This window comes from Actinomycetospora chibensis, from assembly GCF_028737215.1.
GTDB lineage: Bacteria > Actinomycetota > Actinomycetes > Mycobacteriales > Pseudonocardiaceae > Actinomycetospora > Actinomycetospora chibensis.
Genome location: NZ_JAQZAM010000005.1, coordinates 278743 through 304738 on the forward strand (window position 1 = coordinate 278743; position 25996 = coordinate 304738).

Sequence of the window (25996 nt, forward strand, 5' to 3'; positions counted from 1 at the left end):
CAGGGTAGGACGCGCCTCGGCGCCGGAGGTCGGGGGCACGGCGCCCGCGACACGCCGGGGCGACCCCGCTGCCGCACGCCGTCCGGCGGTGCGCGACGATGCGCACACCATGACCGCCTGGCTCGCCATCCTCATCCCGCTGCTGGTGATGGTCTTCGCGCTCGGTATGGAGCGTCTCGAGACCCGCCTGCGCTCGGGCACCGTGCGCGAGGACGAGGTCGAGGACTTCCTCGAGCGCGCCCGGCCCGACGAGGTCAAGGCGCTGTTCCGGCAGGGGATCGGCGGGGCGCTCCAGATGTTCCGGCTCCGCAATCTCGGTAAGCGGGGCGGCCCCCGGCGAACCAAGGAACGGGCCTGACGCTCACGCACGGCAGCGACGCCGTCGGATCTCTCGACTATGATGGTCCGATCGGGGGAACAAGAGCTGTGATATCCGCGATCGACCCCGATGCGGTGAGTTCCATGGGGTCGCGCGGCGCGATCACGGCGAGGGACGTGACTATGCTGCGGCGGACGTGACTGGTGACACAGAGGTGCGGACGGGGGTCGGAGACCCGATGGACGCGCGCGGTAGAGCGAGAGTCGTTGAGGAGCGGACGGTGGACGAGGTACTGGCGCGGGCCGGGATCTTCCAGGGGGTGGACCCCGCGGCCATCGAGGTGCTCACGGAGTCCCTCGAGCGCGTGGAGTTCCCACGAGGCACGGTGATCTTCAACGAGGGCGAGCCCGGCGACCGGCTCTACATCGTCTCGACCGGCAAGGTGAAGATCGGCCGGCGGTCGCCGGACGGTCGCGAGAACCTGCTGTCGATCTTCGGCCCGTCCGACATGTTCGGCGAGCTCTCGATCTTCGACCCGGGCCCGCGGACGTCCACGGCCACGACGGTCACCGACGTGCGCGCCTACACGATGGACCGCAACGCGCTCCGCGAGTGGATCGCCCAGCGACCCGAGATCGCCGAGCAGCTGCTGCGCGTGGTGGCCCGGCGCCTGCGCCGCACCAACAACCTGCTCGCCGACCTCATCTTCACCGACGTCCCGGGCCGCGTGGCCAAGGCGCTGCTGCAGCTCGCGCAGCGCTTCGGGTCGCAGGAGGCCGGTCTGCTGCGCGTCACGCACGACCTCACGCAGGAGGAGATCGCCCAGCTCGTCGGCGCCTCCCGCGAGACGGTCAACAAGGCGCTCGCCGACTTCGCCGCCCGCGGCTGGCTGCGCCTCGAGGGCAAGAGCGTGCTGATCCTCGAGCCGGACCGCCTGGCGAGAAGGGCGCGTTAGTCCACCCTGCGCAGGTGCTCGAGCTGCGCGGCCACCGACTGGTCGGCCGCCGGCCAGAGCTTCTCGTCGACGTCCGCGTAGACGATCTCCACGACCTGGCGGGGCGTGGGCTCTGGCCCGAGTTCGTCCACCGCCGCGCGTACCTGGTCGAGCCGCTGCTCGCGGTGTCGCAGGTACTGACGGGCGGTCTCGCCGGCGTCGGCGAGGTCCGGCCCGTGCCCCGGCAGGAGCGTGATCCCCTCGGGGAGCTCGGCGAGCCTGCGCAGGGAGTCGAGGTAGTCGGTGAGCGCGCCCTCGTAGTCCCCGAGCACGGTGGTGCCGCGGCCCAGGACCGTGTCGCCGGTCAGGACGCTGCCGTCGTCGTCGACCATCAGACACAGCGAGTCGTCGGTGTGCCCCGGCGTCACCAGGACGCGCAGGTCGAGACCCGCCACGGCCAGGCGTTCGCCCGCGGCGAGGCCCTCGGCGCCGAGGGTCAGCGTCGGATCGAGCGCGCGGACCGGGGCGGACACGCGCCCGGCGAACGTCCGCGCGGCCTCGGTGTGGTCGAGGTGACGGTGGGTCAGCACGACGAGCTCGACGGGCCCGCAGGCCTCGAGCCGGTCGAGGTGCGCCGGGTCCTCCGGGCCGGGGTCGACGACGACACAGCCGGCCTGGCCCGGTGCGCGCAGGATCCACGTGTTGGTGCCGTCCAGCGTCATGGGTGACGGGTTCTCGGCCAGGACCACCGCCGCGGCCTGCGTGACGGTCCTCAGGAGCCCGTAGGCGGGATGCTCCGGTGTCGCGTCCGCGGGGCCCGGGACGACGCGGCCGCTCACTGCCCGGCTCCGGAGGACGTCCCGAACGCGTGCGGCGGGACGGCGAGCCCGACGCGGTCGTCGCCGGGGCGGAACTGCGGGGTCACCGGTCGCGGACGCCGCCGGGACGCGGCGGCGAGCAGCTCGTCGGCGCTGTCCCCGGCCTCCGCCAGCTCGGTGAGCACGGCCCACGTCGGCGGCATCAGCGCCCGCCGGCCCTCCTCCCATTCGCGCAGTGCCCGCGCCGGGGCGCACCAGCCGGCGCCGACGGCCTCGGTGGTCGCGCCGTCCGGCTCCTGGCCCTCGGGGACGGTGGTGAGGAAGAAGGCGGTGTCGTAGCGGCGCGGCATGCCTTCCGGGGTGATCCAGCGCGCCCAGGGACGCAGCCGGTCGACGGCGAGCCGCTCCGCCACGTCCCGCAGCCCGATCTCGCGGGCGACCAGACGCTCGCGCACCCCCTCGGCCGGGCGTACGTCGGCGAGCATGACCCCGGTCTCCTCGAACGTCTCCCGCACCGCGCACGCCAGCAGCGCCGCCGCGCCCTCGGCGCTCGTCGCCCAGGTGGTCGCCGCCGCATCCGCCGCCGCGTCGTCCACGAGACCCTCGGTGAGCGCCTCGCGGTCCGTGGCGTCCAGCCCGCCGCCCGGGAACACCGAGACGCCGCCCGCGAACGCCATCTCGCCCGCCCGCTCGAGCAGGAACACCTCGGCACCGTCGGCGGCGTCGCGGACGAGGATCACCGTCGACGCCAGACGCAGCTCGCCCGCCGGCCGGCTGCCGATCTTGTCGAAGGCGGACCGCTCCATCCCGAACCGCGGGGGCAGGTCGACGAGGTCGGTGGTCACCCGAGGCACCCTAGGCGCGGGACCGGGAGGACAGCGCGACGAAGGAGCGATGTCGGGCCGTCTCCTCGTCGCCGGGACTCTCTAGGCGCCCGGCGACGCCCCGTCATCGCTGTCCTGATCCCGGCGAGGGGGCAGGCCGTGACCGTTGACGGGACGGTGCCCGTTGGTGCCGCCGGGCGGGCCCGGCGGCGGCCCGGGCGGACGACCCGGGCCCGGGTGCGGGCCCATGGGTCGCGGACGGGGTGCCGTCGCGTCCTCGGAACCCGCCGGCGGCGCCACGGGGCGGCCCGTCAGCGGGTCGGGCGCGTCGGCCTCGAGACGCTCGCGCGACGCCAGCTCCTCGTGCAGGCGGGCGAGCAGCTCCCGCTCGCGATCCGAGAGCTGGGAGTCGACCGAGTCGGGCCCGGACGAGCCCACCGCGGGTGCGGGCGACGGCGGGGTGGGGGGCGCGGGGATCTCGGCGGGTCGCCGGACCGGCCCGGTCACCGCGTCCCCGGAGGCGTCAGGACGCTCGGCCCCGTGGTGGTGGCCGTTGGTGCGCGCCGGAGGGGTCGGCGGGGCCGGGGCGGGGGTGTCGACGACGGGCGCCTCGAACTCCCCGGTCTCGCTGCGGCTGTGCCGGGCACGCCGGACCCGCGCCTCCCCGTTCGCCCCGGGCAGGTCGACGCCGTTCGTGGCGGGTACGTCGACGCCGGTGGCCGGGCCGGCGACGGCGGGGAACTCGCCGGTGGCGGCGTCCGGGTCGACCGACGGCCCGGCCGGTGCCGACCCGGCGACCGGCGACGAGCCGACGTCGGCGATCGGGTCCTCGGGACCCGGCCCGAAGCTGACCCCGAGCGACGTCTCGGCCCACGAGGAGATGGGGTGCTCGTCGGAGAGGATCTCGTCGGGCGGCGGGGTGCGCCAGAGGGCGGCGATGCGCTCCGCGGTGGCCTCCGGGTCGAGGTCGACCGGGGCGGGCTCCTCGGGAGCGACCGTCTCGGGCTCGGGCGGGGCGTCGGGCTCGGGGACGTCCAGCCGAGGGGCGTCGGCCTCGACGTGGTGCTCCCGGGCGCGCTCGCGCTCGAGCGGGTCGGGACCCGCAGCGGCGACGATGCGGTACTGCTCGTCGCCGGACCGCTCCTCGGGATGCGGCTCGGCGGGCGGGCCCTCGTCGGGGCCGGTGACCGTGAGGAACGACGGCGAGCCCGCCGACGGCGCGGACGGCACCCCGAACGGCGGCACCTCGTCCTCGGCACGGCGGGGCGGGGGGCTCTGGGCCGGGCGGGGCGCTCCGACGGGCGGGCCGAGCGGCGCGGTCTCGGACACCGAGGACGACGACGCGGCGGCGCCGAGCGGGCGCGCCACCCGGACGGCCGCCCGGTGGTAGGCGGGGAGCTCGGCGCCGGCGGCGAAGACCTCGACCGACACCGCACCCAGCTCGCGAGCGGCGTGCGCGACGTGGTGCGCGACGTGCTCGCAGTCGTCGGCCGAATGGGTCTCCACCAGCACGACCCGGTGCGGCACCGGGCCCGGCGCGGACCCGGCCGGGGTGGTGCGCCAGCACTGGCGCACGCGCTGGACGCCGGGCAGTCGTGCGGCGGCGCGGGCGACGGCCTCGCCGGCGTCGCGGGACGAGCCGGACTCCCGCGCCGAGGCCGGGGGGTCGGGCGTGAAGCGGTGCTCCTCGCGCCGGTCGGCCTCGGGGTCGCGCGGCAGGACGTCGACGAGCTCCGGGTCGACACGCGAGGCGGCGAACCAGCGCCCGAGCACCGCGTGCTCGCGCGCCGTGACGCCGGCGCCCGCCGCCAGCAGGCAGCCGCCGAGCAGCTCGGCCGCCGCGGCGTCGTCCTCCACGGCGACCAGGTCGCGCACCGACGACAGGGCGTCGTCGTCGATCCGCCCCGCCAGCGAGAGCAGCACCTCGTGGCGCCCACCCTGGTCGGGACGGGCGGTCGGGGGCGTGCCGGGGCGGGGATCGCGGCCGCCGCGCGCCGCCGGCGCTCCCGGACCGCGAGCAGGCGGCGGCCCGCCCTCCGGACGGCCCTCGGACGTCGAGGCGGCCGGCACCGGAGGCTCGTCGACCTCGTCGCCGGGGAGGTCGGCCGGCACCTCCTCCGGACGGAACTCGTTCACGAACCCGTCGGAGGGCTCGGCGTCGTCGTGATCGACCGCCTCGGCCACGGGGTCGACGGGGTCCGCAGAATCCACGAGGTCCACGGCGTCCTCGTCGACCGGGACCTCCGCCCGGTCGCCCGCCATGTGGTGCCCCGCTCCCTCGGTCCATGCCGACTGTCCGACACGGTCGTCGTCGGCGAGGTCGCCGACGACCTCGGCCCGTACGACGTCCGGCACGTCGGCGGCCGGGATGTCCTCCACGACCTCCATGCCCGCGCCGACCGGCTCGACGCCGGCCCGCAGGCGCCGCCGCTCGGCGACGCGGCGCCACGCGGCCAGCGCGACCGGGTCGCGGTCGGGACGGTCGCCGGCCTTGTCGTCGCGGACCGACCAGGGCGGCAGGTTGGCGAGATCACCGGCCCCGCCGGCGAGACCGGCGAGGTCGGCGGCGAAGCCCTCGAACCCGAGCCGCCCGATCCGCGGCGGGTCGCCGGCCCGGCGCCGGGCGAGCCCCGGGGCCGGGTCGGGGCCGACCAGGTCGGAGCCGGGCTGGTCGGGGCCGGCCGGGTCGGGCCCGGCCATGTCGGCGGGGAGAGCGGGACGGTCCGGCCGCTCCTCGCCGGTCATGTCACGCTCAGCCATGGCCCACCAGCTCCCCGGCCTCCGCGCCGAGCCCGGTGCGGGCGGGCGGGACGCGATCGGTGCCGCGTCGCCACAGCACCTCGGCCGCCGCGAGCGCGGCCCGGTGGTACGGCGTGGGGACGGTCGTCGGGCCGAGCACCTCGACGCACGGGTCGGACTCACCGCGGGCGCGCAGCGCCCGCTGCAGCGCCCCGGTCAGGGCCGCCCGGCCGCCGGCGGAGGCGTCCGCCGGGCCGTCGACGAGCACCACGCGCACCGGCGCGCCCGACCCGTGGCGCCAGGCACGGCGGACCGCGGTGACCCCGCCGGCCACGGGCGCGAGGGCGCGCAGCACCAGATCGGTGTCGTCCCACCCGGGGCCGCGGCCCGGCTCGACGAAGCCCGCGGTCGGCTCGGGCGCCGCGTCGACGTGCAGGACGGCGTCGACCAGCCGCGCCGGCCCGCCCCAGGCGAGCACGGCCGTGCGCAGGCGGGCGCGCTCGTCCTCCGAGACGCCGACGCGGTGGCGCAGGAGAGCGCGTGGAAGGGCGGTGCGCAGCGCGACGTGGGCGCCGCTGGAGAGCCAGTCGCGCAGACGCCACAGCAGGCGGTCGGGCAGCCGGCCGGCCATCGCCAGCAGGACGTCGTGGCACGCCTGCTCGGCCTCGTCGGCCGACGAGGAGACGGTCCCGTTCTGGTCCACGCTCTGTGCTCCGATCCACCCTGCGGCGATCCCGCCGGGCCGCCCGCGATGTCGGGACGGCCCGGATCCCAGCTCACGTGAGGTCGACGACGACCTCAACCTCGACCGGGGCGCCCAGCGGCAGCGCCGCCACTCCGATCGCCGAGCGGGCGTGCTCGCCCGCCGGGCCGAAGACGGCACCCAGGAGTTCGGACGCCCCGTTGACCACCTGTGGCTGACCGCCGAACCCGGGCGCGGACGCCACGTAGCCGACGAGCTTGACCACGGAACGGATCGCCTCGAGCCCCACGAGGGCGTCGATGGCCGCCAGCGCGTTGAGCGCGGCGATCCGGGCGTAGGCCGCGGCGTCGTCCGGGTCGACGTCGGCGCCGACCAGCCCGGTGGCCGGTAGCTCCCCGCCGACGAGCGGCAGCTGCCCCGAGGTCCAGACCTGGTCGCCCGTCCGGCGGGCGGGCACGTAGACGCCCTTGGGGGCGGCCACCCCCGGGAGCTCGAGCCCGAGCTCCTGCAGCCGCTCCCGGGGCCCGGTCACGCCCGGGGCTTCTTCAGGTAGGCCACGAGCTGCTCACCGGTGGGCCCGGGCAGCACGGTGACCAGCTCCCAGCCGTCCTCACCCCACTGGTCGAGGATCTGCTTGGTCGCGTGGGTCAGCAACGGAACCGTCGCGTACTCCCACTTCACGGCATCCGCACTCATGTGGGCGAGGGTAGAGAAGGCACCCGACACCGCTGTGACCCGGACCCCGTCCGCACCGCCCGCGAGTGCGCGGGACCGGGCCTAGGGTGGACGGCGTGACCGATCAGCGCTGGCCCGCCGCCCTCGCCGAGGCCCGGCTGCACGTGGTGAGCGGCAAGGGCGGCACGGGCAAGACCACGCTCGCCGCCGCACTGGCCCTCGCGCTCGCCGCGGGCGGGCGTCGCACCCTGCTCGTCGAGGTGGAGGGCCGGCAGGGCATCGCCCAGGTCTTCGACACCCCGCCGCTGCCGTACGCCGAGCAGCGCATCGCCGTCGCCCCCGACGGCGGCGAGGTCCGCGGGCTGTCGGTGGACGCCGAGGCAGCACTGCTCGAGTACCTCGAGATGTTCTACAACCTCGGCCTCGCCGGCCGGACACTGCGGCGGATGGGCGCGATCGAGTTCGCGACCACGCTGGCGCCGGGGCTTCGTGACGTGCTGCTGTCCGGGAAGGTCAAGGAGTGCGTCGGGCGCACCGTCGGCGAGGACCGCCGCGGGGGACGCCGTGTCCCGCTCTACGACGCCGTCGTGCTCGACGCGCCGCCGACCGGGCGCATCGTCAAGTTCCTCGACGTCACCAAGGCGATGGGGTCACTCGCGCGCACCGGCCCGATCCACACGCAGAGCGAGGGCGTGGTGGAGCTCCTGCACTCCTCGCGCACCGCGATCCACCTCGTCACCCAGCTCGAGGACCTGCCCGTGCAGGAGACGCTCGACACCGTCGACGAGCTCGTCGAGGCCGGCCTGCCCACCGGGGCGGTGCTGATCAACCGCATCCGCCCCTCGCGCCTGCCCGCCACGGCGCTCACCGGGGCGGCGACGGGCGCGGGGCTGGGCTCCGGGCTGCGCTCGGGGCTCGAGGCCGCCGGGCTGTTCCTGAAGGACGAGGAGGTGGACGGGCTGGTCAGCGAGACCGTCGAGCACGCCGAGCGGGTGCAGATCGAGTCGGCGGTGCGCTCGCGCCTCAACGCCGCGGGCCTGCCCCAGCTGGAGCTGCCCGAGCTCACCGAGGGCGTCGACCTCGGCGGCGTCTACGAGCTGGCCGAGCTGCTGCGCGAGCAGGGGGTGCGGTGATGACCGCCGACCGCGCCGACGCCCGCGCCGGACGACCCCGCCACCTCGACCTCGACGGGCTGCTCGCCGACCGTGACACCAAGGTGCTCGTCTGCTGCGGCTCGGGCGGGGTCGGCAAGACCACCACCGCCGCCGCGCTGGCCCTGCGCGCCGCCGAGCAGGGCCGCCGTGTCGTCGTGCTGACCATCGACCCGGCCCGCAGGCTCGCCCAGTCCCTGGGTCTCGAGGAGCTCGACAACGAGCCCCGCACCGTCCCCGGCGCGCTGCGCAACACCGCCGACCGAGGTGACGGCGAGCTGCAGGCGATGATGCTGGACATGCGCCGGACCTTCGACGAGATGGTCTCGGGCCACACCACGCCCGACCGTGCGCAGGCGATCTTCGACAACCCCTTCTACCAGACCATCTCCACCTCGTTCTCCGGAACGCAGGAGTACATGGCCATGGAGAAGCTGGGCCAGCTCTCCAGCACCGGCCTGTGGGACCTCATCGTCGTCGACACCCCGCCGTCGCGGTCCGCGCTGGACTTCCTCGACGCCCCGCAGCGGCTCTCGTCGTTCCTCGACGGACGCATGATCCGGCTGCTCTCGGCGCCGGCGCGTGCCGGCGGCAGCGCCCTGCGCAAGATCGTCGGCTCGACGTTCAACCTGTTCGCCAAGGCCGTGTCGACGATCCTCGGCGGGCAGATGCTGGCCGACGCGTCGGCGTTCGTGCAGGCCTTCGACACGCTCTTCGGCGGCTTCCAGGAGCGCGCGAACGCGACCTACCAGCTGCTGCGGGCGCCGGGCACCTCGTTCGTCGTGGTCGCGGCCCCGGAGCCCGACGCCCTGCGGGAGGCGAGCTACTTCGTCGAGCGCCTGTCGTCGGAGCGCATGCCGCTCGCCGGCCTCGTGCTCAACCGCACCCACCCGGTGCACTCGACGCTCTCCGGCGCGCGGGCCCGGGAGGGCGCCGAGACCCTGGAGTCGGCGCGCGGCGACGAGCTGGCCGCGGCGGTGCTGCGCCTGCACGCCGACCGCGTCGAGACCGCCGAGCGGGAACGCCGCGTCCTCGGGCGCTTCACCCGCGCGCACCCGGGGGTGCCGATCATCGACGTGCCCGCCATGAGCACCGACGTGCACGACCTCGACGGTCTGCGCGAGATCGGCCGCCGCCTGGCGTCCTAACCGACGTGGCGCTGCGTCCCGCCCTCGGCCGGACGGGCCGGCGCCGCGGGACGGGCCGGCGCGCTGCGGCGCGTACGGCCCGGCGCGTCGGGGTCGGCCGGCGGGCTCGCGAGCGCGGCCCGGCGGGCCGACTCGAGCAGGGCGGCCCACGAGATCACGTCGGGCCGGCGCTTGAGCAGGGCCTTGCGCTCGCGCTCGGTCATCCCGCCCCACACGCCGAACCGGATGCGGTTGTCCAGCGCGTGCGCGAGGCACTCCGTGCGCACGGGGCAGGCCTTGCACACCTCGCGGGCGTCCCGCTGCTGGGCGCCCTGCACGAACAAGGTCTCCGGGTCGTCGTCGCGGCAGCGCGCGGAGTGCCGCCAGTCGAACGAGGTCGCCGAGCTCGCCGTCACGAACGGCACCGACTCACCTGTCACGTCGTGTCCCCACCCTCGTGTCCCCGTGCGGGCACCTCGTCCGCGGACACACCTCCCCGCAGGTGCGCCACACGTGCGCGCGCCGGATCCGTCCCCGGGCGCGCCCTGCCCGTCACTGGGGTCTGACGCACTGTATGGGCGCTCGGTTCCCGTCACAACGGGATCCACTCCGCATCGCCGCTCCGCACCGCCGCGCGGCACCCGACGCGCGGGCCGCGCCGACAGGTCGTTCACTCCCCACCGCGTACCCTCACCGTCGTGGCGAGGGGCGAACGGAACATCGGTGCGAAGGTGCGACCGATCACGAAGCTCCTGGCGATCTGCCTGGTGGCGGGCGTGATCGTCGCGGGCATGACCTTCCCGTTCGCCGGCGCGATGGGACTGATCTCCAACGACGCCAGCGACACGGTCAACGCCACGTCGTCGGACCTCGCGGCCGGCCAGCTGCCCGGGGTCTCGACGGTCACCGACAACCAGGGCGCGCCGATCGCCTACCTCTACGAGCAGAACCGCACGCCGGTCTCGCTGCAGCAGATGTCGCCCGCCATGCGCGGCGCGATCGTCGCGATCGAGGACCGCCGGTTCTACGAGCACGACGGCGTCGACTGGACCGGCACGCTGCGCGCGCTGGTGACCAACCAGACCGCGGGCTCCACGCAGCAGGGCGCCTCGACGCTCACGCAGCAGTACATCAAGAACTACCAGCTCTACGTCACCGCGCAGACGGAGTCGGAGCGCCTCGAGGCCACCGAGCCGACCTACGCCCGCAAGCTGCGCGAGGTCCGCGTCGCCCTGCAGCTCGAGCGCCAGCTCGCGTCCGGGCGCAGCAAGCGCGAGGCGAAGGACGAGGTCCTCGAGCGGTACCTCAACATCGTCTTCCTGGGCAACAACTCCTACGGCGTGGCCGCGGCCGCCCGGACCTACTTCAACACCACGCCCGAGCGCCTCACGGTGCCGCAGGCCGCGCTGCTCGCCGGCATGGTGCAGTCGACCACCCAGTTCGACCCGACCCGCCACCCGCAGGCCGCCACCGGCCGGCGCAACGAGGTCATCAACCAGATGCTGGGCCAGGGCATGATCACCCAGCAGCAGGCGCAGGAGGCCGTCGCCTCCCCGCTCGGCATCGTCGAGCCGCTGGCCACGCCGCCCAACGGGTGCATCGGCGCGGGCAACGCCGCGTTCTTCTGCAAGTACGTCGTCGACTACCTCGGCGAGTCCGGCATCTCGTCCGAGCAGATCAACCGCGGCGGCTACACGATCCGCACCACGCTCGACCGCAACGCCATGAACGCCATGCAGCAGGCCCTGAACGACGAGGTGCCCGCGCAACAGCGGAACGTCGCCGACGTCATGTCCACGGTCCAGCCCGGACGCGACCGCCACCGCGTCGTGGCCATGGGCGCGAATCGCATCTTCGGCGTGGACGGCGACGCCCTGCAGACCAGTTACGGCCTCCCGTGGGAACCGGTGAACCTCGGCGCCGGCTCGACGTACAAGATCTTCACGGCGGCCGCCGCCCTTGAGAAGGGGCTGGGCATCAACTACCAGATGCCGATCCCACCCGACGGTTACGCGTCGCCGATCTACCGCGACGGCGCCGGGAACCCGTTCCCGGTGCGCAACGCGGAGGAGGGTCTCGCACCGTTCCTGAGCATGACCGATGCGCTGGCCCAGTCGCCGAACACGGGGTTCGTGAAGCTCATGGAGACCACCGGCGTCCCGCCGGTGGTGGACATGGCGGTCCGCCTCGGCCTGCGCTCACTCGCGGAGCCCGGGCCGGACGGGTCGTCGATCGCCGACACCGCCCGCGAGCAGAACCAGGGCTCGTTCACCCTGGGTGTCACGCCGACCAGTCCCCTCGAGCTCGCCAATGTCGGGGCCACCCTCGCCTCGAGCGGGATGTGGTGCCCGCCCACGCCGATCGAGTCGATCACCGATTCGAGCGGGACCCCCGTCCCGGTCGTCGAGCAGCCCTGCGAGCAGGTCGTCGACCCGGCGCTGGCCGACACCCTGATGACGGGGCTGAGCAAGGACGACCAGCCCGGCGGCACCGCGGCCGCCGCGGCCGCCGCCAACGGCTGGAACCGACCCCTGTCCGGCAAGACCGGAACGACCCAGAACAACCGGTCGGCCGCCTTCCTCGGCTTCAACACGCAGTACGCCGGCTCGGTGATCACCTTCGACGACTCGTCGTCGCCCCGGACGCTCTGCGACGGCGGTGGCGACAACCCGCCGTTCCCGTGCGGTGACGGCAACCTCTTCGGCGGCACCACCCCGGCCCGCACCTGGTTCAAGGCCATGAACCCGTTGTTCGCCTCCCTGCCGGTCGCGCCCCTGCCCCCGACGAGCCCGCGCTACCTGCAGGGCGGGACGAACGAGCAGGTGCCCGAGGTCGTCGGCGACCAGGTCGACGAGGCCACCGAGGAGCTGCGCGACGCCGGCTTCCAGGTCACGCAGACGCAGGTGGGCAACCGCGCCCCGGCCGGCACGGTCGTCGGGCAGAACCCGCGCGGCTCGGTCCTCCCCGACCAGATCGTGACGCTGCAGGTCTCGAACGGGACGGTGCCCTCGCCGCCGACGCCGCCGAGCGGCCCGCCACCCCTGGCGGGGGGAGCGAACACCGGAGCGACGGGAGGCGGCGGATGAGCGGGACGACGATCACGGGGAAGGCCCTGCGCGCCGCCGCGGGCGTGACCGCCGCCGGCGCCCTCGGACTGGGCTACGCGGTCGGGATCGAGCGGCACTGGTTCGCGCTGCGGACCGCCCGCCTCGAGGTCCTCGACCCGGTCACCGCCGCCGGCCGGACGCTGCGCGTGCTGCACCTCAGTGACCTGCACCTGCGGCCCGGCCAGCGCCTGGAGCAGCGGTTCGTCGAGGGGCTCGCGGAACTCGCACCGGACCTCGTGGTGAACACCGGCGACAACCTCTCCCACCGGCGCGCCGTCCCCGAGGTGCTGCGCGCGCTGGGGGGTCTGCTCGACACGCCCGGCGTCGTGGTGTGGGGCAGCAACGACTACCACGGGCCGAAGCCGAAGAACCCCACGCACTATCTCTTCAACCCCCAGCACCGGGTCCTCGGCCCCGAGCTGCCGTGGCGCGACCTGCGCGCCGCGTTCCTCGAGCACGGCTGGCTCGACGCCACCCATGCCCGGCACACGCTCACCGTGAACGGACTCCGCCTCGCGATCGGCGGCGTCGACGACCCGCACATCGGCCGCGACGACTACGACCGCATCGCCGGCTCCGCCGACGAGCCGTACGACCTGCGCCTGGGGCTCACCCACTCCCCCGAGCCCCGGGTGCTCGACGCGTTCGCCGCCGACGGCTACGACCTCGTGCTCGCGGGCCACACCCACGGCGGCCAGCTGCGGCTGCCCGGGTACGGCGCGATCGTCACCAACTGCGGCGTCGACCGCTCCCGCGCCCGCGGCGCGTCGCGCTGGGGCTCCCACATGCGCCTGCACGTCTCGGCGGGTCTCGGCACCTCGCCGTACGCGCCCGCGCGGTTCTCCTGCCGTCCCGAGGCCACCCTCCTCGAGCTCGTGCCCCGTCCCGGCCCGACCTCGTCGACGCCTGCGACCGCCGGCGAGCGCGGGGGACGGCCCCCGTCCGCCCGGTCGGGGGCGAACGGGTAGAGTTCCGTCTGCGCGATCGCCTCCGGGGTGTGGCGCAGCTTGGTAGCGCGCCTCGTTCGGGACGAGGAGGCCGTGGGTTCGAATCCCGCCACCCCGACGTCGTGATGTCGCAGGACATCGGCACAGCCCCGAACCCTCACGGGTTCGGGGCTGTGTGCGTTCCGGGGCCGGTCGGTCGGGGGTCATCGTCGAGGTGGCACCCGCATCGGGTCGGATCCCTCGGGTGAGGGACGCATCGTCGGCCCGCACCACCACCGCTGCACCGGGTCGGCATAGAGCCGCTCGATGCCCGCGGCGATGCGGGGGCCACGGCGGGCGGCCTCGATCAGCCCCGAGCGGCCCGCGGGTGTCGACACGACGTCCCGTCGGACCCACGTCCCGCCGCCGGAGCTCGGTCCCCAGATGAGGACGTAGTCGCGGGCGAGACGCGGATCGGCCAGGAGCCCGGAGCGTCGGAGCTCGGCCCAGCCGGTCCAGAGGCGGACGAAGGTCGGTCGGACCCGCTCGAAGACGTGGTCCCGCAGGCCGGGCATGTCGTCGTCCTGCCAGTGTCGGGCGATCCTGCGGTCCGCGAGGCCGGCGAGGTCGACGAAGCGCAGCCGGCTGGTGAGGGCGGTGCCACCGGCGTCGACGGCGAGCAACGAGCCGTCGCGCACCCCGAGCAGGTCGGCGTAGGTGTTGGTCGTCAGGCCAGTGTTCAGGGCGATGGCGCACACCGTGACCGTGGGCGCCGCCCGGAACGACGCGGCCCGGACCGACCAGCCGACCATCGAGAGCAGCAGGACCGGGACGGCAGCCGCGGCCAGCAACCGCCGGTGGCGCCGTGTCGCCCCGCCCCACAGGGCCACGCCGGAGATGGAGGTCACCAGCGCACCGAGGGGCCAGAGGGGTGTCGCGAAGCGGGCCTGCTCCATCCAGTCCGGCGCGAGGACCGCGAAGCTGAGGAGGGCGAGCCCGAGGGGGACCGTCAGCGCGACGAGGGCCGGACCGACCTGCGGGCGGCGGGCCCACGCGGCGGCGACCAGCGCCACGGCGAGCAGGCAGGCCGACCAGCCCAGATAGGTCACCAGCACCACGGGGTGAGCGAGGCCGTCGAGCGTCGGCAGGCCTTGCTCCTTGGCCCGGGCAGGGTTGGGCACGACGTCGCCGAACGCCAGCACCCGCCACACGAGGTGGGCAGCGACCGGGAGAGCCGCCGCCGCCAGCGAGGTCCCGATCGCGCGGACGGGGAGCCGCGCCCCCGCGGGACGCAGCAGCAGCACGACGGCGGGGTACGCGGCGGCGTACACGATCCCCTCCGGCCGCGTCAGCGCCGCGAGCGCGGCCAGGGCCCCGCAGGTCGCCGCGACCGACGGCACGTGGACCCGTCCGGCGGCGACCGCACGGACCATCGTGGTGCCGATACCCACCACGGCGAGGGCCAGCAGGCCGTTCTCCAGGCCGCTGGTGGTCCAGATGGCGAACGACGGGATCACGGCGGTGACGACGCCCGCGACGGTCGCGACGAGCACCGGACGGCCGCAGACGGCCCGGGCTGCCGCCAGGAAGCAGAGGAACACCCCGACCCCGCACAGCCAGCCGAGGACCTTGGGGAGCGCCACGAGGTCGGGCACGCCGAACCAGGCGCCGTGGTCGAACAGCCCCACCCGGTGTGCGGCCACGAGCAGGGCCAGCCAGGCCGGGTCGGAGTAGCCCTCCACCGCCGGGGCACCGGGTTGGAGCACCGGACCCGCCCCGGTCGCGAGCGATCGGGCGTACGCGAACGTGATCCCCGCGTCGTCGACGATCCACTGCCCGTAGGACGCCGAGTGCAGGCCGAGCACCATCGAGGGGACACCGACGGCCACGGCCCCGCCCCACCGCGTCCTGGCTGCTGACGTGGCTCCGGCGTCGTCGACGTCGCCCTGCGCATCGACGTCGGTCGGGTCGCCGCTCCCGGCGGGTGTCGCGGCCGCGGCTCGGACCTCGCTCACCGCACGGGCCCGTGCTCGCCGGATGGTCCGTCGGTCCGGAACGGCGACGATGGCTGTGTCTTCACGGAGCCCCCCGAGCACACCGAGCGATGCCCGCGCGTCGGGTCACCGCACCACCGGGTCCGGGGTGGGCGCACCCCCGCGATCCGCCGGAACGACAGCGATCACGCCCTGGGTGCCTGCGTGGACGGTATGCCCCGCACGCGGCGATCGTCAGCACCGCGCCCCGGATACCGCCCGCTTGCCGCGGTCGGGCTCGGTGACCCGAGATCGCCCCGAGCATGCGTCGTACGTCCGTCAGCCGTGCTCTCCACGGCCGAGTGCCGATCGTTCCCTCGTCGGAACCAGCACTTGTCGGTCTCCGTCCGGTAACGACACGATGTCGACCGACGATGGTCCCCTCGGATCACCCTGTCGGGGGGCTCTCACACGGATCGGGGACACGATGCGACACGGAGGGGCACCGCAGCCGCCCACCGGGCGGCACGCCGCGCCTGCGCGGTCTGCCACCGCCACGCCCGTGACGGGCGGACGGCACTCGGCCGGACCGGACGGGTCCGGGGCCTCGGAGCGCCACGCGCGCCCGGCGCCCGACCCCGTCGACGGCCTCGTGCGCCCCGCCCCGCGCCGCGAGGCCGAGCCCCGGCACACGACGCGTGTCGCCGACCTGGTCGCGGAGCCGGCTCCCGCGACCCGGCACGCCGCCGTGGTGCCCACGCCGCGGCCCGCTCCCGAACCCCACACTCCGTCGACGCGCGCCGTCGACCGCTCCCGGCACGCGGAGGCGCCGGGACGCGCCGTCCCGCTGCAGGGCCCGGTCCCCCGCCCGCTCCCGCCCACCGGCGCGACGCAGGCCACCGCGGTCACGCCGCCCGGCGCCGACACCAGCGCCACCCCCGGCCCCGCACCCGTGCGCGTCAAGCGCCCCGCCGCCCGTCGCTCCGACCCGGAGGAGATCGCGGCGCGGGCGACGACCACGCTGATCAGCGCCTCGCCCGACCCGGGTCGCGCGGCCCGCCGGGCCGCGGCCGCCGCTCCCTCCGCGCCGGCCACTCCCGCGCCCGTCGCCGGCGCTGCGCCCGTGTTCGCCGACCGCACCGGGCGTCGGGCCCGTCGCTGGCGCACCGCCGCGATCGCGGCGACCGCCGTCTGCGCGTCCTACGTCGGCGTCGTGGCCGTCGGCGCGGTGGCCGGACCGGTCGGGCCGACCTCCGCGCCGACGCTGCTGCCGGCGCCGACGACGGCTCCGCCGGCGCCGACCGCCACCCCGGGGCCCGCCGCGCAGAACGTCGCCGAGGTGGAGCCGACGGCGACGTCCACCACCACCCGTTCCGCGCGCGCCACCACGCGCAGCACGCCCCGCTCGACCACTCCGAAGGCGCGGGTCACACCGCGCCCGGTCGTCGTCGCGCCGGTGCCCGTCGTGCCGCAGGCCCCCGCTCGCGCGAACCCGGCGCCGGTCGCCGACACCCAGAACGTCCCGAACGCCCCGAACGCCCAGGACGACGCCGCCGACGCCGCGGACGACGCCGGCGCGGACACCTGAGCCGGCCCCGCCGCAGCGCGACCCGGCCGTCGCTGCGCGCCTCCCTGCTCGCCACCCTCGTGGCGGTCCTGGTCACCGCACCGATGGTCACCGGTGAGACGCCGACGCCCGAGCCGGCGCTGGCGGACGTCGTGGAGGCCGGGGGCGCGGCGGCGGACGCCCCGCGACGTGCCGGCGTGGCGGCCCCCGAGGGCCCGCTGCCGACGGTCGGGATGGCGCCGTACGTCGACCTCACCACGCCGCCGCTGCCGGCGATCACCGACATGGCGGACGCGACCGGCCACGCCGACGTCGTGCTCGCCTTCGTCCTGGCCGGGGCCGACGGCTCGTGCGGCCCGACCTGGGGCGGGACGACCTCGCTCGCCGACCCTGCCGTGATGGCGCGGGTGGCCGGCCTGAAGTCCCGCGGCGGCACGGTGACGGTGTCGTCGGGCGGCGCGCTCGGTGACTACCTCGAGAAGGCCTGTCCGGACGCGCCGTCGCTCGCGCGGGCCTACGGCGCCGCGCTCGACGCGGTCGGCACCGACCACCTCGACGTCGACGTCGAGACCGACAGCGGCCGCGAGGTCTCGCCCCGCCGCATCGCCGAGGCCCTCGCCCTGCTCCAGCGCGAGCGCGGCACGCGGGTGACGCTGACCGTGCAGATCGACGGCGTCAGCGAGGGCATGAGCGCCGACGCCGTCGACCTCGTCCGCGAGACCACGACCGCCGGCGTCGCCGCGCGCGTGAACCTCATGGTCATGAACTTCTCGTACGAGGGCGCCTGGGCCGACGCCATGACCGGCGCCGCGCGCACCGCCGTCGGCCAGCTCGAGGCCCTCTGGCCCGGCAGCGATCCCGTCGACGTGCGGCGTCGGACCGGCGTGACGTTCATGCTCGGACGCAACGACATGGACATGACGACGACGCCCGAGGACGCGCGGGCCGTCGTCGAGGACGCCCGGGGCAACGGCTACGGCGGCGTCGGCTTCTGGGCCCTCGCCCGGGACAACGGCTCATGCCCCGGCACGGAGGACGAGACGGACGACTGCAGCGGCATCGAGCAGGAGCCCTGGGCGTTCACGCGGATCGCGCAGGGCTTCACCGCGGCGCCGTAGGTCACCAGCGGGCCCGGGGGACGGCCTTCACGGCCGGTCGTCGGGCGATCCCACCCGGTAGGGTCCGACGGAGGCACGACGGTGACGCCGGGACACGCGGTGTCGCGAGACGCGGGAGGTGCGAGACGTGAGCACCCAGGTCGACACGGCGGTCCTCCCGGACTCCGGGGACCGGCCTCTCGTCGTCCTCGTCGATGCGCCCTCCGGCATGGAGCGCCGCCTCGTCGACCGGTGGCTCGGCCGGGTCCGTGGGGACGGCCGGCTGGGCGGGCGGGGCCTCGAGGTGCTGCCCGCCGACAGCGAGCAGCTCGCCGCGCGCCTGACGCGCGGCGACAACCCGTTGCTCGTCCCCGTCCGGGTGGTGTGGGCGACCGACCCGGAACCCGACGGCATGCTGCTGCGCCTCGCCGACGTCCTCACCCGCGGCTGGGCCCTGCGGAACCGCGCCCGGGCCGCGCGCCGCAGCCCGCCGCAGCACGAGGTCGTGGTCGGACGCCCGGCCACGGTCCGCGAGCTCCTGCGCCGCCACCGCCGCGAGCGGGACTCCACCGACAGCGCGGACTTCGTGCGGTTCGTGGCCCGCCAGGCGACGCTCGCGCTCGACCGCGCCGAGCGCGCACTCACCGGCAATCGCTTCAAGGTGCCCCGCGAGGTGGCGTCGCAGATCATCGGGTCGGCGCACTTCAGTCGCGAGATCCGTCGGCTCGCCGCCGAGACCGGCCGCCCCGAGGACGAGGTGGCCGCCGAGGCGGCCAGCGACCTCGAGAGCATCGTCGCCTCGCTCGACCCCAGCGCCGTCGACCTCTTCTCCGGCGTCCTGCGCCCCATGCACGAGAAGGCGTGGACCGTGCACGCCGACACCGCGGGACTCGAGCCGCTGCGGGAGCTCAACGCCGAGCACGCCCTGGTCTTCCTGCCCTCGCACCGCTCGTACACCGACCCGTTCGTGCTGGCGGACGTGCTGCGCAGCAACGACTTCCCGCGCAACCACGTCCTCGGCGGCGACAACCTGCGGATCCTCGGGCTCGAGCAGCTCGCGCGGCGCAGCGGCATCATCTTCATCCGCCGCAGCTTCGGCGGGGACCCGGTCTACAAGGCCGTGGTGCGCGAGTACTTCTCGTGGCTGTCGGCGAAGCGCTTCAACCTCGAGTGGTACATGGAGGGCGGGCGCACCCGCACCGGGAAGCTCCGGCCGCCGAAGTACGGGCTGCTCTCCGACGTGGCCAGCGCCGTGGAGACCCGGCGCGCCGAGGACGTCTACCTCGTCCCGGTGTCGATCATCCATGACCAGCTCCAGGAAGTGCACCAGATGGCGGCCGAGCAGACCGGCGCCACCAAGACCCCGGAGGGCCTGCGCTGGCTCGCGGGCTACGCCCGGGCGCAGCGCCGTCCGGTCGGCGGGGTGCACGTGAGCTTCGGCGAGCCGCTGTCGTTGCGCGCCGCGCTCTCCGCGGCCAACGACCCGGCGCTCGACGTGCGTCCGAGCCAGACGGGCGAGGACGCCGACGGCGTCGTGGCGGAGGACTCCGCGGCGCGCCGTCTGGCCCTGCAGAAGACCGCGTTCGAGGTCTTCGTCCGCATCAACCGCGTCACGCCGGTGACGCCCATCGCGCTGGCGGCCCTCGCGCTGCTCGGGGTGCGTGACCGCGCGCTGACGCTGTCGCAGGTCCGCCGGGTCGTCGAGCCGGTGCTCGACTACGTCGACGCCCGCGGCCTGCCGCACACCGGCATCGGCTCCCTGCGTACCAACGGCGGCGTCGCGGAGGCGCTCCTCTCGCTGCGCCGGGAGAAGGTGGTCAGCGCCTACACCGAGGGTTCCGAGCCGGTGTTCTCGGTCGAGCGGGGCCACCACATCGTCGCCGCGTTCTACCGGAACTCGGCGATCCACCACTTCGTCAACCGCGCGATCGTCGAGCTCTCGATCCTCGAGGTCGGCGACCTCACCGGCCGGGACGCGCTGGCGCGCGGCTTCCAGGCGGCCCTGGACCTGCGCGACCTCCTGAAGTACGAGTTCTTCTTCCCCGACAAGGAGACGTTCCGCGAGGAGCTGATCCGCGAGCTCACGCTGATCGACCCCGACTGGCAGTCCGGGGACCACGACGTCGCCCGCACCCAGAAGCTGCTGCGCCAGAGCCGGTTCCTCTGTGCGCACCGGGTGCTCCGGTCCTTCGTCGACGCGCAGTGGGTGGTGGCCGAGCGGCTCGCCGAGCACGACCCCGACACGCCCGTCGACGAGGACGCGCTGCTCGACCGCTCCGCCGCCGTCGGGCGCCAGCTGCTGCTGCAGGGCAAGCTGCACGGGCCCGAGTCGCTGTCGCGGGAGCTCTTCGCCTCCGCGGTGCGGCTCGCCTCCAACCGGGGCCTCCTGGCCCCGAACACCCCCCGCGAGGGGGAATCGGACCTGGCGACCCGTCGCCGGGCGTTCGCCGCGGAGATTCGCGGGGTAGTGGAACGAGTCGTGACCATCGACGAGACCGACGCGACGAACCGACAGGAGTCCGCGGGTGTCCGACCCTGAGACCAGCACGGCGGTCACCGCCGCCGACCTCATGGACGCGGTCGCCGCGGCACCCGAGGGCCCGCAGGTGGGCGCGTTCTTCGACTTCGACGGCACGGTGATCGCGGGCTACTCGGTCACCTCCTTCATGCTCCACCACGTCAAGAACCTCGACCTGCACCCGCGGACGACGATCGACACGCTGGTCAGCGGCTGGCAGGGCCTGCACGGCGAGGAGGATTTCCGCAAGTTCCTCGGCATCACGCTGCGCACGTGGGCGGGCCGGACGCCGGAGGAGCTCGAGAAGATCGGCAACCGGCTCTTCCGCGACGAGATCGGCCCGAGCGTCTACCCGGAGGCGTGGCGCCTGATCCGCCTGCACCTGGAGAAGGGCCACACGGTCGTCCTCGCGAGCTCGGCGACCCGGTTCCAGGTGGAGCCGGCCGCGAAGGCCCTGGGCGTCGAGCACACGATCTACACAGCCGTCGAGGTCGGCGAGGACGGCACGCTCACCGGGCACCCCGATGGCCGCTCGCCCTACGGCGAGGGCAAGGCCGCGGCGGTCAAGGAGTTCGCGGCGAGCCACGACGTCGACCTGGACGCGAGCTTCGCGTACTCCAACGGCGGTGAGGACGTCCCGTTCCTGGCCACCGTGGGCCACCCGGCCGCGGTGAACCCCAGCGCGGGACTGCGGCGGGCCGCGGCGGAGCGCGCCTGGCCCGCGCTCGACTTCGACGGCCGCCCGTGGACCACGCCGGTCGAGATCGGCCGCACCGTGGCGACGTTCGCCGGGATGATGGGCGGCTTCGCCACCGGGCTCGGCCTCGGGCTGCTCGGCGGCTCGCGGCGCGCCGGGCTCAACCTCGGCATCGGGCTCGGCGGTGACCTCTCGCTGATGGCCTCCGGCGTCTCGCTCGACGTCCACGGGGCCCGGCACATCTGGGAGGCGCAACCCGCGGTCTTCCTGTTCAACCACCAGAGCCAGCTCGACGTCCTCGTCCTGGGCGGGCTCCTGCGCGGCAACTTCGCGCCGGTCGCGAAGAAGGAGCTGGCCAACAACGTGCTGTTCGGCGGGCTCATGCGCCTGCTCGAGACGGCGTTCATCGACCGCGCCGACAACGCCCAGGCCGTCAAGGCCCTGGAGCCCGCCGTCGAGCGCCTGCGCGAGGGCACCTCGATCGTCATCGCCCCCGAGGGCACCCGCTCGCCCACCCCGACGCCGGGGAAGTTCAAGAAGGGCGCGTTCCACCTGGCCATGCAGGCCGGTGTGCCGATCGTCCCGCTCGTCTTCCGCAACACCGGCGAGCTGATGAGCCGCAACGCGATGATCATCCACCCCGGCGTCGTGCAGGTCGCCGTGCTGCCGCCGATCGACGTCTCGTCCTGGACCCGCGAGGAACTCGACGAGCGCATCGAGGGCGTCCGGCAGTCCTACATCGACACGCTCGCGCACTGGCCCGGGGAGGGCTGACCAGCTAGACCCCCCGGAACACCGGTGCCCGCTTCTCCGCCCGGGCCCGGCGGCCCTCGACCAGGTCCTCGCTCGCCCAGCAGGCGTCGAACGCCGCAGCGACCTCGGCGGGCACCGGCGCGTCCTCGAGCAGCCGGGCGACGGCGAGCTTGTTGTAGGCCAGCGTGAGGGGCGCGAGGGCGGCCATCTCGGCGGCCCAGGCCAGGGCGGTGTCGCGGTCGCCGACGCGGTCGACCAGGCCGGCGGCACGGGCGGCGTCGTGGTCGAGGCGCTCGCAGGCCAGCAGGATCCGCCGCGCCGCGCCGCCGCCCGCCACGAGCGCGAGTCGGCGCACCGTCCACGGGTCGACGGCGAGGCCCAGCCCGGCGGTGGGCAGCCCGAACACGCCGGCCTGATCGACGACGCGCAGGTCCGCGGCGAGCGCGAGCTGCGTGCCGGCGCCGATCGCCGGCCCGTGCACCGCGGCCACGACGGGCACCGGCACCTCCGCGAGCCGGTGCAGCATGCCGTAGAGCGCGGCGAGGAAGTCGGGGTCGCCGACGGTGTCGAGGTCCGCGCCGGAGCAGAACGCCGTGCCCTCACCGGTCAGCACGAGCACACGGGCGCCGTCGGCGAGGGCGGCGTCGACGGCCGCGTGCAGATCGCGGCAGTGGGCGGTGTCGAGTGCGTTGCGCCGCTCGGTGCGGTCCAGGCGGATCTCGTGGACCGCGTCGTCGTGGCGCTGGGTGCCGATCACGCGCCGATCATCCCCGGCGGTCGGGCCGCCGCGCGACCACACCCCACAGCCCGCTCGCCGTCTCCCCGGCACCCGGCACCGCGCCCGCCGGGACCCAGTGCGGCGCGGAGGCCCACCCGGGTCCGACCAGCTCCAGGCCCTCGAGCCACGGGTCCATGTCCTCGGGGTCCCGCAGCGTCGGCGCGTAGCTCCAGCCGCCGTGGTTGATCGTCGACCAGGTGTGGAGATCGGGCCGTCCGACGCCCGTGAGATGCGAGATCGCGACACCGCTCCCCGGAGCAAGGGCCTCGCGGTAGCGGCGCATCGCCTCCGCGGCGACCGCGTCGGGCACGTAGTGCAGGACGCCGACGGCGAGCACACCGACCGGTCGCGTCAGGTCCAGGAGGTCCCGGACCTCGGGCGCGGCCAGCACCGTCTCCGCGTCGCCCGCGTCGGCCAGCAGCACCGAGACGCCCTCGTGGCGCGCGACGACGCGGCGGGCGTGCACCACCGCGACCGGGTCCTCGTCGACGTAGGCCACCCGCGCCCCGGGATGCACGCGACGCGCGCGGGTGTGGACGTGGTCGACGGTCGGCAGGCCCGCGCCCAGCTCGAGGAACTGGTCGATGCCCTCGGCGCACCAGTGGTCCACCACCGCGGCGGAGAACCGTCGGTGGCCCCGGCACAGGTCGCCCATGCCGGGCAGGACCTGATCCACCTCCGCGGCGAACTCCCGGTCGACGAGGGTGTTGTCGTCGCCTCCGAGATAGTGGTCGAACACGCGCGCCAGGTTCGGCGGCGTCTCCTCGTCGTCCGGCCCGAGATCGGTCATGGTGTCTCCCCCCGTGCGCATCCTCTCCCACCGGCCGGTCCACACGGCGGCAGCGGCACACCGGCGGGCAGGATTCGGGGCATGACCGCGTCGTCGCCGCACCGCCGCCAGGACCCGGCTCCTGAGATCCCGGACGCCCTGTTCGCCGATGCCGCCGTCGAGAACCGCTGGCGGGGCCGGTTCACGGCCGCGCGCGTCTCGGTGCCCGACTGGGCACGAGACGCCCCGGATCACAGCGTCTACTCGTCGAACGCCACCGGGACCTGGGAGATCTACGCCTGGGATCGCTCCGCGGACACCCATCGGCGGGTCACCGACCGGCCGAACGGCACACGGGGCGGCGCGCCGAGCACCGACGGCACCGCGATCTGGTGGTTCGACGACACCGACGGCGACGAGTTCGGGGTGTGGGTCCGCGAGCCCTTCGCCGGCGGGTCCGCCGAGCCGGCCGTCGCGGGCGCGGAGCCCGGTTACCCGGCGGGGCTCGACCTGGGCCGGCGGACGGTCGCCGTCGGCTGGTCGACCGACGACGGGTCGACGCTCGCGGTGAGCGAGGGCAGTGACGACGGGTGGGGAGAAGCGCGCGTCCTCTACACCCACACCGAGGACGCCGGGATCGGGGCGCTGTCGCGCGACGAGACGCTGCTGGCCATCTCGCACGCCGAGCACGGCGACTCGCGCCACCCGGCGATCCGCGTCCTGCGGGTCGCCGACGCCGTCGCGGTGGGCGAGCGGCACGACGGCGAGGGGAAGGGCCTGGACCCGATCGAGTTCGCGCCGGTCGAGGGCGACCAACGCCTGCTCGTCGGCCACGAGCGCCGCGGCCGCGACGAGCTGCTGATCTGGGACCTGGCGACGGACACCGAGACCGTGCTCGACATCGACCTGCCCGGCGACCTCTCCGCCGGCTTCTACCCCGACGCTTCGGCGCTGCTCGTCGCCCACACCCGCGCGGGCCGCACGACGCTGCACCGCTACGACCTCGCCACGGGCGCGCTGTCCGACCTGCCGACGGCCGCCGGCTCGGTCGGCGGTGCGGACGTACGTCCCGACGGGACCGTGGAGTACGGCTGGTCGTCGGCGGCGTACCCGTCGTCGGTGCGCGCCCTGCGCCCGGACGGCACCGACACCGAGCTGCTCGCCCCGCCCGGGGAGCGACCCGAGCCCTCCGTCGCCCTGGAGGACGCGTGGGTCGACGGGGTCGCCGGTCCGGTCCACGCGCTGTGGACCCGACCCGCGGGCACGACCGGCCCCGTCCCGACCGTGTTCATGATCCACGGAGGCCCGCAGGCGGCCGACGAGGACCGCTGGTCGCCGGTGCGCGCGGTGTGGGTCGACGCGGGCTTCGCCGTGGTGCACGTGAACTACCGCGGCTCGTCGGGCTATGGGTCGGCGTGGCGGGACGCCATCGAGGGACGCCCGGGCACCACGGAGCTCGAGGACGTCGCCGCGGTGCACGACTGGGCCGTCGCGTCGGGGCTCGCCGACCCGGCCGCCTGTGTGCTCGAAGGCTGGTCCTGGGGTGGCTACCTCACGCTGCTCGGCCTCGGGCGCCAGCCGGAGCGCTGGGCGGTGGGATGCGCGGGCGTCCCGGTGGCGGACTACCTCGCGGCCTACGAGGACGAGATGGAGCCGCTGCGCGCCTTCGACCGCTCGCTGTTCGGCGGGTCGCCCGAGCAGGTGCCGGAGCGCTACACGGAGGCGTCACCGCTCACGTGGGTGGACGCGGTGCGGGCGCCGGTCCTCGTGCTCGCCGGCGAGAACGACCCGCGCTGCCCGATCCGCCAGATCGACAACTACCTGGACGCCCTGGCGGAGCGGGGGCGGGAGTACGCGATGGTGCGCTACGACGCCGGGCACGGGTCCCTGGTGGTGGCCGAGACCCTCCGGCACACGGTCGCCGAGATCGCGTTCGCCCGCCGCGCGCTCGGGCTCCCCGTCCCCGCCTGAGGGGCTCAGGCCGTCTTGGCCTGCCACATCCAGTGGGCCTCCTCGAGCTTCGCCGTCTGGGCGATGAGCAGGTCCTGGGTGACCGGGTCGGGCTCGTCGGTGGCCTCGATGCGCTCGCGCATGCGCTCGATGAGACGCGCGAGGGTCTCGACGACGGCCTCGTTGACGTCCTCGACGTCGCGCCAGCCCTCCTCGGTCTTCTGCAGACCGCTGCTCTTGGCGACGGTCTCCGTGCGGCCGTCGGGCGAGACACCGATGGTGGCGGCGCGCTCGGCGACCTCGTCGGAGTAGGTCCGCGCGAGCTCGACCAGCTCGTCGAGGTGCAGGTGCGCCTCGCGGAAGTTGCGACCGACGACGTTCCAGTGCCACTGCTTGGCGGTCAGGGACAGGTCGACGAAGTCGGCCAGGCTGTCCTGCAGGACGGCGCCGACGGTCTGCTGCGCGTCGTCGGGCAGGGGGCTCGTGATGGGGGCGGTGGCCATGGTGGTGATCTCCTCTCGAACACCACGGCCCACCCCACCAGGATGTGTGGGGCAGGCCGGGTGCCGTG

Annotated in this window: 22 protein-coding genes and 1 tRNA gene; 12 read left to right on the forward strand and 11 right to left on the reverse strand. The window is 75.1% G+C overall.

Annotated features, from left to right (window positions below; translation table 11 throughout):
• Nucleotides 1-109 precede the first annotated feature (109 nt).
• Nucleotides 110-358: a hypothetical protein gene (locus PH189_RS10065; protein WP_274188638.1), complete on the forward strand. Its 249-nt coding sequence runs from the start codon at nt 110-112 to the stop codon at nt 356-358.
• Between the two features lie 241 nt (nt 359-599).
• Nucleotides 600-1274, forward strand: coding sequence for a Crp/Fnr family transcriptional regulator (locus tag PH189_RS10070; protein WP_116708603.1), 675 nt, complete (start codon nt 600-602; stop codon nt 1272-1274).
• Here PH189_RS10070 and PH189_RS10075 read toward each other — a convergent pair.
• From PH189_RS10075 to PH189_RS10100, 6 genes are all read right to left on the reverse strand, one after another.
• Nucleotides 1271-2092, reverse strand: a complete 822-nt coding sequence (locus PH189_RS10075; RefSeq protein WP_274188639.1) for an MBL fold metallo-hydrolase — start codon at nt 2090-2092, stop codon at nt 1271-1273. The two genes, PH189_RS10070 and PH189_RS10075, sit on opposite strands and share 4 nt — an antisense overlap.
• Nucleotides 2089-2916: an NUDIX hydrolase gene (locus tag PH189_RS10080; protein WP_274188640.1), complete on the reverse strand. Its 828-nt coding sequence runs from the start codon at nt 2914-2916 to the stop codon at nt 2089-2091. The genes PH189_RS10075 and PH189_RS10080 overlap by 4 nt, the downstream gene beginning before the upstream one ends.
• Before the next feature lie 81 nt (nt 2917-2997).
• Nucleotides 2998-5655 (reverse strand): hypothetical protein, encoded by a 2658-nt coding sequence (locus PH189_RS10085; protein WP_274188641.1) that lies wholly within the window; start codon nt 5653-5655, stop codon nt 2998-3000.
• Nucleotides 5648-6337: a hypothetical protein gene (locus PH189_RS10090; protein WP_274188642.1), complete on the reverse strand. Its 690-nt coding sequence runs from the start codon at nt 6335-6337 to the stop codon at nt 5648-5650. Before PH189_RS10090 ends, PH189_RS10085 begins: the two co-directional genes overlap by 8 nt.
• Before the next feature lie 73 nt (nt 6338-6410).
• Complete coding sequence (locus tag PH189_RS10095) at nt 6411-6869, reverse strand: RidA family protein (protein ID WP_274188643.1); 459 nt, start codon at nt 6867-6869, stop codon at nt 6411-6413.
• Nucleotides 6866-7033, reverse strand: a complete 168-nt coding sequence (locus tag PH189_RS10100) for a Sp36 family protein (protein ID WP_274188644.1) — start codon at nt 7031-7033, stop codon at nt 6866-6868. Before PH189_RS10100 ends, PH189_RS10095 begins: the two co-directional genes overlap by 4 nt.
• A gap of 95 nt (nt 7034-7128) precedes the next feature.
• Between PH189_RS10100 and bagA the strand changes: the two genes are divergently transcribed.
• The gene (gene bagA, locus PH189_RS10105; RefSeq protein ID WP_274188645.1) at nt 7129-8145 is read left to right on the forward strand and encodes an ATPase BagA; all 1017 of its coding nucleotides are present in this window, start codon (nt 7129-7131) and stop codon (nt 8143-8145) included.
• Nucleotides 8145-9311 (forward strand): ATPase BagB, encoded by a 1167-nt coding sequence (gene bagB / locus PH189_RS10110; RefSeq protein WP_274188646.1) that lies wholly within the window; start codon nt 8145-8147, stop codon nt 9309-9311. The genes bagA and bagB overlap by 1 nt, the downstream gene beginning before the upstream one ends.
• On the opposite strand, the gene PH189_RS10115 is transcribed toward bagB, so the two are convergent.
• On the reverse strand, nt 9308-9706 hold the full coding sequence (locus PH189_RS10115) for a WhiB family transcriptional regulator (RefSeq protein WP_274188715.1): 399 nt from the start codon (nt 9704-9706) through the stop codon (nt 9308-9310). The genes bagB and PH189_RS10115 overlap by 4 nt on opposite strands.
• 282 nt (nt 9707-9988) lie before the next feature.
• Here PH189_RS10115 and PH189_RS10120 point away from each other — a divergent pair, with 282 nt between their 5' ends.
• The 3 genes from PH189_RS10120 to PH189_RS10130 all read left to right on the forward strand — a co-directional run bounded on the left by PH189_RS10120 (nt 9989) and on the right by PH189_RS10130 (nt 13462).
• Nucleotides 9989-12376 carry a transglycosylase domain-containing protein gene (locus PH189_RS10120; RefSeq protein WP_337994145.1) on the forward strand — a complete coding sequence of 796 codons (2388 nt, stop codon included), beginning with the start codon at nt 9989-9991 and terminating at the stop codon, nt 12374-12376.
• The gene (locus PH189_RS10125) at nt 12373-13365 is read left to right on the forward strand and encodes a metallophosphoesterase (RefSeq protein ID WP_274188647.1); all 993 of its coding nucleotides are present in this window, start codon (nt 12373-12375) and stop codon (nt 13363-13365) included. Before PH189_RS10120 ends, PH189_RS10125 begins: the two co-directional genes overlap by 4 nt.
• 23 nt (nt 13366-13388) lie before the next feature.
• A tRNA-Pro gene (locus tag PH189_RS10130) sits at nt 13389-13462 on the forward strand.
• 85 nt (nt 13463-13547) lie between these two features.
• On the opposite strand, the gene PH189_RS10135 is transcribed toward PH189_RS10130, so the two are convergent.
• Nucleotides 13548-15338, reverse strand: a complete 1791-nt coding sequence (locus PH189_RS10135) for a hypothetical protein (protein ID WP_274188648.1) — start codon at nt 15336-15338, stop codon at nt 13548-13550.
• A 520-nt stretch (nt 15339-15858) separates the two neighbouring features.
• On the opposite strand from PH189_RS10135, the gene PH189_RS10140 reads away from it, so the two are divergent.
• From PH189_RS10140 to PH189_RS10155, 4 genes are all read left to right on the forward strand, one after another.
• Complete coding sequence (locus PH189_RS10140; protein ID WP_274188649.1) at nt 15859-16884, forward strand: hypothetical protein; 1026 nt, start codon at nt 15859-15861, stop codon at nt 16882-16884.
• Between the two features lie 59 nt (nt 16885-16943).
• Nucleotides 16944-17981: a glycoside hydrolase family 18 protein gene (locus tag PH189_RS10145; protein ID WP_274188650.1), complete on the forward strand. Its 1038-nt coding sequence runs from the start codon at nt 16944-16946 to the stop codon at nt 17979-17981.
• A 127-nt stretch (nt 17982-18108) separates the two neighbouring features.
• Entirely contained in the window at nt 18109-20499 is a 2391-nt protein-coding gene (locus PH189_RS10150) for a glycerol-3-phosphate 1-O-acyltransferase (RefSeq protein WP_274188651.1), read from the forward strand.
• Nucleotides 20486-21949 carry an HAD-IB family hydrolase gene (locus PH189_RS10155; protein WP_274188652.1) on the forward strand — a complete coding sequence of 488 codons (1464 nt, stop codon included), beginning with the start codon at nt 20486-20488 and terminating at the stop codon, nt 21947-21949. The genes PH189_RS10150 and PH189_RS10155 overlap by 14 nt, the downstream gene beginning before the upstream one ends.
• Before the next feature lie 4 nt (nt 21950-21953).
• Here the strand turns inward: PH189_RS10155 and PH189_RS10160 are convergent, their stop codons facing one another.
• Both PH189_RS10160 and PH189_RS10165 read right to left on the reverse strand, forming a co-directional pair.
• Nucleotides 21954-22685, reverse strand: a complete 732-nt coding sequence (locus tag PH189_RS10160; protein ID WP_274188653.1) for an enoyl-CoA hydratase — start codon at nt 22683-22685, stop codon at nt 21954-21956.
• 7 nt (nt 22686-22692) lie between these two features.
• A complete protein-coding gene (locus PH189_RS10165) occupies nt 22693-23496 on the reverse strand; it encodes an SAM-dependent methyltransferase (protein WP_274188654.1) in 804 nt (267 codons plus the stop codon).
• Nucleotides 23497-23577: 81 nt separating this feature from the next.
• Here PH189_RS10165 and PH189_RS10170 point away from each other — a divergent pair, with 81 nt between their 5' ends.
• The gene (locus PH189_RS10170) at nt 23578-25446 is read left to right on the forward strand and encodes a S9 family peptidase (RefSeq protein ID WP_274188655.1); all 1869 of its coding nucleotides are present in this window, start codon (nt 23578-23580) and stop codon (nt 25444-25446) included.
• Nucleotides 25447-25451: 5 nt separating this feature from the next.
• On the opposite strand, the gene PH189_RS10175 is transcribed toward PH189_RS10170, so the two are convergent.
• Entirely contained in the window at nt 25452-25928 is a 477-nt protein-coding gene (locus tag PH189_RS10175) for a Dps family protein (RefSeq protein ID WP_274188656.1), read from the reverse strand.
• Nucleotides 25929-25996: the final 68 nt, after the last annotated feature.

Coding starts and splice junctions, on each gene's coding strand:
- PH189_RS10065 (WP_274188638.1), top strand. CDS start 110: ATGACCGCCTGGCTCGCCATCCTCATCCCGCTGCTGGTGATGGTCTTC.
- PH189_RS10085 (WP_274188641.1), bottom strand. CDS start 5,655: ATGGCTGAGCGTGACATGACCGGCGAGGAGCGGCCGGACCGTCCCGCT.
- PH189_RS10100 (WP_274188644.1), bottom strand. CDS start 7,033: ATGAGTGCGGATGCCGTGAAGTGGGAGTACGCGACGGTTCCGTTGCTG.
- bagB (WP_274188646.1), top strand. CDS start 8,145: ATGACCGCCGACCGCGCCGACGCCCGCGCCGGACGACCCCGCCACCTC.
- PH189_RS10125 (WP_274188647.1), top strand. CDS start 12,373: ATGAGCGGGACGACGATCACGGGGAAGGCCCTGCGCGCCGCCGCGGGC.
- PH189_RS10165 (WP_274188654.1), bottom strand. CDS start 23,496: ATGACCGATCTCGGGCCGGACGACGAGGAGACGCCGCCGAACCTGGCG.
- PH189_RS10170 (WP_274188655.1), top strand. CDS start 23,578: ATGACCGCGTCGTCGCCGCACCGCCGCCAGGACCCGGCTCCTGAGATC.
- PH189_RS10175 (WP_274188656.1), bottom strand. CDS start 25,928: ATGGCCACCGCCCCCATCACGAGCCCCCTGCCCGACGACGCGCAGCAG.